This is a genomic window from Achromobacter sp. DMS1 (assembly GCF_001270295.1).
Map to the genome: position 1 here is coordinate 1 of NZ_LHSJ01000209.1, position 7,483 is coordinate 7,483.

4 protein-coding genes and 3 pseudogenes are annotated in these 7,483 nt (G+C 68.2%); 5 read left to right on the plus strand and 2 right to left on the minus strand.

The features are described 5' to 3' along the window. The first annotated feature begins 187 nt into the window (after positions 1–187). The 5 genes and pseudogenes from AD428_RS19815 (at position 188) to AD428_RS19835 (ending at position 4,731) form a co-directional block, all read left to right on the plus strand. The gene (locus AD428_RS19815) at positions 188–1,618 is read left to right on the plus strand and encodes a circularly permuted type 2 ATP-grasp protein (protein ID WP_053246324.1); all 1,431 of its coding nucleotides are present in this window, start codon (positions 188–190) and stop codon (positions 1,616–1,618) included. Between the two features lie 2 nt (positions 1,619–1,620). After that, positions 1,621–2,577 carry an alpha-E domain-containing protein gene (locus AD428_RS19820; protein ID WP_053244469.1) on the plus strand — a complete coding sequence of 319 codons (957 nt, stop codon included), beginning with the start codon at positions 1,621–1,623 and terminating at the stop codon, positions 2,575–2,577. Between the two features lie 42 nt (positions 2,578–2,619). Then, positions 2,620–3,419: pseudogene (locus tag AD428_RS19825) on the plus strand (transglutaminase family protein). Between the two features lie 250 nt (positions 3,420–3,669). After that, positions 3,670–3,969 (plus strand): annotated as a pseudogene (locus AD428_RS25525) (peptidylprolyl isomerase); the annotation flags it as partial. Further along, positions 3,962–4,731 (plus strand): annotated as a pseudogene (locus tag AD428_RS19835) (UDP-2,3-diacylglucosamine diphosphatase). The pseudogenes AD428_RS25525 and AD428_RS19835, both read left to right, overlap by 8 nt. 76 nt (positions 4,732–4,807) lie before the next feature. On the opposite strand, the gene AD428_RS19840 reads toward AD428_RS19835, so the two are convergent. Continuing rightward, positions 4,808–5,671, minus strand: a complete 864-nt coding sequence (locus AD428_RS19840) for an undecaprenyl-diphosphate phosphatase (protein WP_053246292.1) — start codon at positions 5,669–5,671, stop codon at positions 4,808–4,810. Positions 5,672–5,688: 17 nt separating this feature from the next. Continuing rightward, entirely contained in the window at positions 5,689–7,272 is a 1,584-nt protein-coding gene (locus AD428_RS19845) for a TerC family protein (RefSeq protein WP_053246293.1), read from the minus strand. Positions 7,273–7,483 lie beyond the last annotated feature (211 nt).

Sequence of the window (7,483 nt, forward strand, 5' to 3'; positions counted from 1 at the left end):
GCGCGGCCGCCTCGCCGCCGCCTCATCCGCCAAGAGGATGGCGCGGCCCGCCATGGGGAGGATATTTCCCTCCGGACCCCGTCGCCCGCAGTTGGCACACGGGTTGCTTGTTCTACGTGCATGCCGGCCCCGCAGGGCCGGAAAACGGCCCCGGCCAGCGGGCCGCCGCAACCGCTATGGAGGAGCCATGAATCACACGACCGGCCGTCCCGCCGCCTATGACGAGATGCGGGAGCCCGGCGGCGCGGCGCGCTCCCATTACCAGGCGTTCGAGCGCTGGCACCAGGAGCAGTCGGCCGAATCGATGCGCACGCGCCGGCTGGAGGCGGACCTCACCTTCCGGCGGGTCGGCATTACCTTTTCCGTGGCCGGCGACGCGGCGGGCACCGAGCGCCTGATCCCCTTCGACCTCATCCCGCGCATCATTCCCGCCGAGGAATGGCGCAGCCTGGAGGCCGGACTGAAGCAGCGCGTGCGCGCACTGAACATGTTCCTGCATGACATCTATCACGAGCACGACATCGTGCGCGCCGGCGTGGTGCCGGCCGAGCAGGTGTTCCTGAACGCGCAGTACCGCCCGGAAATGCAGGACGTGAACGTGGCCGAGGACATTTATTGCCACATCGCGGGCGTGGACATCGTGCGCGCGGGCGCGGGCGAGTTCTATGTGCTGGAGGACAACCTGCGGGTGCCGTCGGGGGTGTCGTACATGCTGGAGAACCGCAAGATGTCCATGCGGCTCATGCCGGACGCGTTCAGCCGCATCAAGGTCGGGCCGGTGGCGCACTACCCCGACCTGCTGCTGGACAACCTGCGCGAAGTGGCGCCGCATGGCGGCGACGACCCCACCGTGGTGGTGCTGACCCCGGGCATGTACAACTCCGCCTATTTCGAGCATGCCTTCCTGGCGCAGCAGATGGGCGTGGAGCTGGTGGAGGGCCAGGATCTCTTCGTGGAACGGAACACGGTCTACATGCGCACCACGCAAGGCCCGCGCAAGGTGGACGTGATCTACCGCCGCATCGACGACGATTTTCTCGATCCGCTGTCTTTCCGCGCCGATTCGGCGCTGGGCGTGCCGGGTCTGCTGTCGGTGTACCGCGCGGGGCGCGTCACGCTGGCCAACGCCATCGGCACGGGCATCGCGGACGACAAGTCCACCTATCTCTACGTGCCCGACATGATCCGCTTCTACCTGGGCGAGGAGCCGCTGCTGTCCAATGTGCCCACGTGGCGCTGCGGGCAGCCGCAAGACCTGTCGCACGTGCTGGCCAATATGCATGAACTCGTGGTCAAGGAAGTGCACGGCGCGGGCGGCTACGGCATGCTGGTGGGGCCTTCGGCCACGCGCGCCGAAGTGGACGCCTTCCGCGAGCGGGTGCGCGCGCATCCGGCCAACTACATCGCCCAGCCCACGCTGGCGCTCTCCACCGTGCCCACGTATGTGGAATCGGGCATAGCGCCGCGCCACGTGGACCTGCGCCCCTACGTGCTGTGCGGCAAAGATATCCGCACCGTGCCCGGCGGCCTGTGCCGCGTCGCGCTCACCGAAGGTTCGCTGGTGGTCAACAGCAGCCAGGGCGGCGGCACCAAGGACACCTGGGTACTGGAGGACTGAACATGCTGAGCCGAACCGCCGACAACCTGTTCTGGATGTGCCGCTACACCGAGCGCGCCGAGAACACCGCGCGCATGCTGGACGTGAACCTGCAGATGTCGCTGCTGCCGCAGGACACGCAGATGCGCCAGGGCTCCTGGCTGGGCGTGCTGCGCATCTCCGAACTGCAGGGGCCGTACCAGGCCCGCCATGCCGCCATTTCGCCGCAGGACGTGCTGCATTTCATGGTGCGCGACCCGGACAACCCTTCTTCCATCTACGCCTGCATGCGCGCGGCCCGCGAGAATGCGCGCGCGGTGCGCGGCAGCCTCACCACCGAGGTCTGGGAAACCTACAACACCACCTGGCTGGAACTGCAGAAGCTCCTGAACGCCGGCCTGCCGGAGCGCAATCCGGGCGAGTTCTTCGAGTGGGTCAAGTTCCGCTCGCACCTGGCGCGCGGCGTCACCATCGGCACCATGCTGGAAGACGAGGCGCTCTATTTCATGCGCCTCGGCATGCACCTGGAGCGCGCCGACAACACCGCGCGCATGCTGGACGTGAAATTCCACGAGCGCGGCGGCGCGGCCGACGCCTGGGGCCAGACCGCGGAGCAGAGCGAGTTCTACCGCTGGTCGGCCCTGCTCAGCTCGGTGTCGGGGCTGGAGATCTACCGCAAGGTATATCGCGACGTGATCACGCCGGACCGGGTGGCCGAACTCCTCATCCTGCACGGCGACATGCCGCGCTCGCTGTTGGCCAGCATCCGCGCCGTGGCCGGGGATCTGGCGCGCGTCTCCAACCGGCGCTCGCGGGAAACCGAGCGCCGCGCGGGCATGCTGTGGGCGCAGCTGCAATACGGCCGGGTGGAAGACATACTCGCCGGCGGGCTGCACCGCTACCTGGAACACTTCCTGGACCGCGTCAACGATCTGGGCAACCGGATCAGCCAGGACTTCCTGCTGCCGCTGTCGGCCTAGGACGTGTTCCGGCATCGACGGGCCTTAACCCTGGGGACAGGCATGAAACAGTTCATTACGCACGTCACGCACTACCGCTACACCGCGCCGGTCATCTACAGCATCCAGACCCTGCGCCTGACGCCCCGCGACGACGAGCACCAGCGCGTGCTGCGCTGGCAGATCGACGCCCCCGGCGAACTGGAGCGCCAGGTCGACGCCTACGGCAACATCACGCACACGCTCACGCTGAACCGCCCGCACACCGAGATCGAACTGCGGGTCACGGGGCAGGTGCTGGTGGAGCCGCTCGTGCGGGGCGCGCTGGGCGGCGAGGACAGCCGGCTGCCCGTGCACGCTTATTGCGTGCAGACGCCGTTGACGCAAGCCGACGACACCATCATGGCTTTCGTGCGCGAGGCGCTGCCCGGCGGCCTGAATACGCCCGAAGACGCGCTGGCGCTGGCCGAGGCCATCTGTGCGCGCGTGGCCTACGAACCCGGCACCACCGACGTCACCACCGCCGCCGGCCAGGTGCTGGCCCTGGGCCATGGCGTCTGCCAGGACCACGCGCATCTTTTTCTGGCCTGCGTGCGCGGGCTGGGCGTGCCGGCCCGCTACGTGAGCGGCTACCTCTACACCGCCGCCGAACATGCGGCCAGCCACGCCTGGGCCGACGTGTGGCTGCCGGGCGCGGGCTGGACCAGCGTGGACATCACCAACCGCCAGTTCGCCTCCGAGTGCCACTGCCGGCTGGCGTGGCGCGCGACTACGATTCCGCCTCGCCGGTGCGGGGCGTGCGCAGCGGCGGCGGCGAGGAATCCATGGAAGCCACGGTGCAGGTGCAGGCGGGCCAGCAGTAGACGGCGCGGGACGTCGCCGGGCGCCCGGCGAGGGGCGCCCCGGGCCAGCGCTCCGCTCCTGCGGCGCAATACAATGCGGCGTGGCTTCCCCCTGTTTCCGATCATGACCTACTGCATAGCGGCCCGCCTCGATTCCGGCCTGGTCTTCCTGTCCGACTCCCGCACCAACGCGGGGGTGGACCAGATCAGCGTCTTCCGCAAAATGACCGTGTTCGAGCTGCCGGGCGAGCGCGTCATGGCGCTGATGACCTCCCCCATCGAGAACGAGGCCAACAACGGCCTGAAGAACGACAAGTACACGGTGGCCATGGCGCGCACCAGCGACCCGCACTCGGCCACGGCCCAGTTCTTCATCAACGTCTCCAACAACGACTTCCTGAACTTCACCGCCCCGACCCCCAACGGCTGGGGCTATGCCGTGTTCGGCGCGGTGACCGAAGGCACCGAGGTGGTGGACAAGATCAAGGGCGTGAAGACCGGCAACAAGGGCTTCCACCAGAACGTCCCCAACGAGGACGTCGTCATCGAGAAGGCCGAAGTCGTTGAATAAGATCAGCCTTTCCGGACCGGTCTGGCTGGCTTCGGACGTGCACCTGGGGCCGGCCACGCCGGCCACGTCGGAGGCGTTCCTGGCATTCCTGGGCGCGGCGGCCGAAGAGGCGTCGGCCCTGCTGCTGCCGGGCGACATCTTCGACGCCTGGATCGGCGACGACATGATCCGCGCGGCGCCGCCCTGGATGGCCCGCGCCCTCCAGGCCCTGCGCGACACGGCCGCGAAGATTCCCGTATGGCTGGGCCGCGGCAACCGCGACTTCCTGATGGGCCAGGAGCTGGCCGATGCGCTGGGCGCGCGCCTGCTGCCCGAGCCCGCGCTGCTCGAAACCGACTACGGCCTCGTGCTGCTGACCCACGGCGACGAGTTCTGTACCGACGACGCGGCCTACCAGCAGTTCCGCAAGATGGTGCGCGACCGCAATGGCAGGCCGAGTTCCTGGCCAAGACCATTCCGGAGCGCCTGGCCATGGCGCAGCAGGCGCGCGGCGAAAGCCAGGCGGCCAACCAGATGAAATCGATGGAGATCATGGACGTCAACGCCAGCGCCATCGAGCGGATCTTCCGCGAAAGCGGCGTGACCATGCTGGTGCATGGCCACACCCACCGGCCGGCGCGCCACGTGCTGGACGTGGACGGCAAGAAGCGCGAACGCTGGGTGCTGCCCGACTGGGATTGCGACCACGCCCGCCCCCCGCGCGGCGGCTGGCTGGTCATCGACCGCGACGGTCCGCAGTTCTACGATCTCGAGCAGGAATAGACGCCGGACATGGCCCGTCTTCGGCGGGCGGCCCCGACGGGCTGGCCGCGAAGACGGGCCCACGCGTTCACGCCGCTCAGCGCGTGAAGATCCACGCCGCCACCACCCCTCCGAACACGATGCGGTACCAGGCGAACACCCGGTAGGTGTGGTTGGCCACGAAGCGCAGCACCGCGCGCACCACGACCATGGCGCTCAGGAACGCGGCCGCGAACCCCACGGCGATGCCGGCGAGGTCGTGCCGGGTGAGCAGGTCGATGTTCTTGTACATGTCGTAGGCCGCCGCCCCCAGCATCGTGGGCATGGCCAGGAAGAACGAGAACTCCGTGGCGGTCTTGCGCTGGATGCCGGCGATCATGCCGCCGATGATGGTGGCGCCGGAGCGGGACGTGCCGGGAATCATGGCCAGGCACTGCGCCACGCCCACGCCCAGGGCCTGCTTCCAGGAAATCTGCTCCAGGCTGCGCGCCGTGGCGTGCTCGTCGGAAGCGGTGTCATCGGCCGCGCCGGGCACGTCGCCCGGCGTGTGGCGCGTGCGGCGCTCCACGTAGAGCATGATGAGCCCGCCCAGCACCAGCGTCACCACCACCACGGCGGGGTGGTAGAAGATCTGCTTGATCGATTTGATGAAGACCGCCCCCACCACCGCCGCGGGCAGGAAGGCGATGAGCAGGTTGCGGGTGAACGCCACCTCGGTGCGGTCGCCGCGCAGCGTGCCGCCGATGAGTCTGGCCAGGCGCGCGCGGAACACCCACATCACCGCCAGGATGGAGCCGAGCTGGATCACCACCTCGAAGACCTTGCCCTGGCTGGACTCGAAGTTCAGCCAGTCTCCGACGAGGATGAGATGGCCGGTGCTGGAGACGGGAATGAATTCCGTCAGTCCTTCCACGATGCCCAGGATGCAGGCCTTGATGAGATAGAGAGCGGCGTCAGTCACGGTCGGGGCGTTTCCGGTTAGTCATTGGCCAGGGCGGCGTCTTCGTCCAGCGGCTCCACGGGCCGCTTCTCGACCCGCACCAGCGCGATGCGGCGGCCGTCCATTTCGAGCACCTCGAAGCGGAAATGCTCGTGATGGGCTTCGTATTCGCACGCATCGCCCGGCTTGGGCAGGTGGCCGAAGCGCGACAGCAGGTAGCCGGCCAGGGTGGAGTAGTCTTGCGCCTCGTCGACGAGGCCCTCGGTTTCCAGCACCTGCTCCACGTGATGCAGGTCGGCCGCGCCGTCGATCTTCCAGGTGTTGTCGCCGTCGGCGACGATGTCGGGCATCTCGTCTTCGTCGGGGAACTCGCCGGCGATGGCCTCGAACACGTCGATGGGCGTCACCAGGCCCTCGATGGCGCCGAACTCGTCGGCCACCAGCACGAGCTGTCCGCGCGAGCGCTTGAGGGTGTCCATGAGGCGCAGGATGCCGATGGACTCATGCACGATGATGGGGTCGCGCAGCCGGTTGCGGCGCACGCGGCCCTCGGTGATGAGGTCGGCGATGAGATCCTTGGCGCGGCCGATGCCCAGCACCTCGTCCAGCGACCCCCGGCACACGGGGAAAAAGCTGTGCGGCGCCTCGGTGAGCTGGCGGCGGATGGTTTCCGCGTCGTCGTCGATGTTGATCCAGGAGACGTCCATGCGCGGCGTCATGATGGAGCGGATGGAGCGCTCGGCCAGGGTGAGCACGCCGCTCACCATGTTGCGCTCTTCCACCCCGAAGGCCGGCGCCGTGGGGCCGTCCTGGCTGGGCAGGTCGGGCTCGTCGGCCGGCGGGCGCTTGCCTAGCATGCGCAGCACGGCCGCGGCGGTGCGTTCGCGCATGGGGCGGCGCGCGTCGAGCTTGAGCAGGTTGCGCCGCGCCACCTGGTTGAGCGCCTCGATGGCCACCGAAAACCCGATGGCCGCGTACAGGTAGCCCTTGGGCACCTTGAACCCGAACGACTCCGCCAGCAGCGAGAAGCCGATCATGAGCAGAAAGCCCAGGCACAGCACCACCACGGTGGGGTGCGCATTCACGAAGCGGGTGAGCGGCTTGGAAGCCAGCAGCATGATGCCGATGGCGATCACCACCGCGATCATCATGATGGCCAGGTGATCCACCATGCCCACGGCGGTGATCACCGAATCCAGCGAGAACACCGCGTCCAGCACCACGATCTGCGTCACGATGACCCAGAAGCTGGCGTACACGCGCGGGCCCGAGGCGCCGGCGTGCTGGCCGCCCTCCAGGCGCTCGTGCAGCTCCATGGTGCCCTTGAAGAGCAGGAAGAGGCCGCCGGCCATGAGGATGAGGTCGCGGCCCGAGGGCGATAACGGCCCGATGGAAAAGAGCGGCCGGGTCAGCGTGACCAGCCACGACATGAGGGACAGCAGGCCCAGCCGCATGATCAGCGCCAGCGACAGGCCCATGATGCGCGCGCGGTCGCGCTGCGCGGGAGGCAGCTTGTCCGCCAGGATGGCAATGAAAATCAGGTTGTCGATGCCCAGGACGATTTCGAGAACGACCAGGGTAAGCAGGCCGACCCACGCTGCGGGGTCCAGCAGCCACTCCATCAGGAGCTCCAGAAGTTATGCGACCGATAATCGTACATGGAAATTCCATGACACGCCGGTAACGCGCCTCATCCCTATGCAGGAGAAAGAGAGGCGGCGGCTCGGGCGGCGGCCGATGGCAAGAAGCGCGGCGGCCGGCGCGCGATGCCGTGCGCCGCGCGCATGGAGCCCGCCGCTTGCGGACCCCCATGCGCCGATGCGTCAGGCCGCC